1 protein-coding gene is annotated in these 415 nt (G+C 63.1%); it reads left to right on the plus strand.

The annotated features are described in order from the left end of the window. Positions 1–415, plus strand: a 415-nt coding sequence (locus tag GWE18_RS42125) for a VWA domain-containing protein (protein WP_275191335.1), incomplete at both ends; no start/stop codon positions are given.

Below are 415 nucleotides of genomic sequence, written 5' to 3' on the forward strand. Positions count from 1 at the left end.
GAGCAGCGCGCCTACCGCGACTACGACGACACCCAGGAGCTGGGCACCCGCAACATCAAGGTCGCCCTGCGCCGGCTGCGGCGCTTCGCGCGCGAAGGCAACGAACTCGAGCTGGACCTGGACGGCACGATCCGCAGCACCGCCGCCAACGCCGGCTGGCTGGACATCAAGATGGTGCCCGAGCGCCACAACAACGTGAAGGTGCTGCTGCTCATGGACGTGGGCGGCACCATGGACGAACACATCCAGCGGGTCGAGGAGCTGTTCTCCGCCGTCAAGAGCGAGTTCAAGCACCTGGAGTTCTACTACTTCCACAACTGCGTCTACGACTACATGTGGAAAAACAACCGGCGCCGCTTCGCGGAGAAGTTCCCCACCTGGGACATCATCCGCAAGTACAACCGCGACTACAAGC

This window comes from Bradyrhizobium sp. CSA112, from assembly GCF_029051645.1.
In the GTDB taxonomy this organism is placed as follows: Bacteria; Pseudomonadota; Alphaproteobacteria; order Rhizobiales; family Xanthobacteraceae; genus Bradyrhizobium.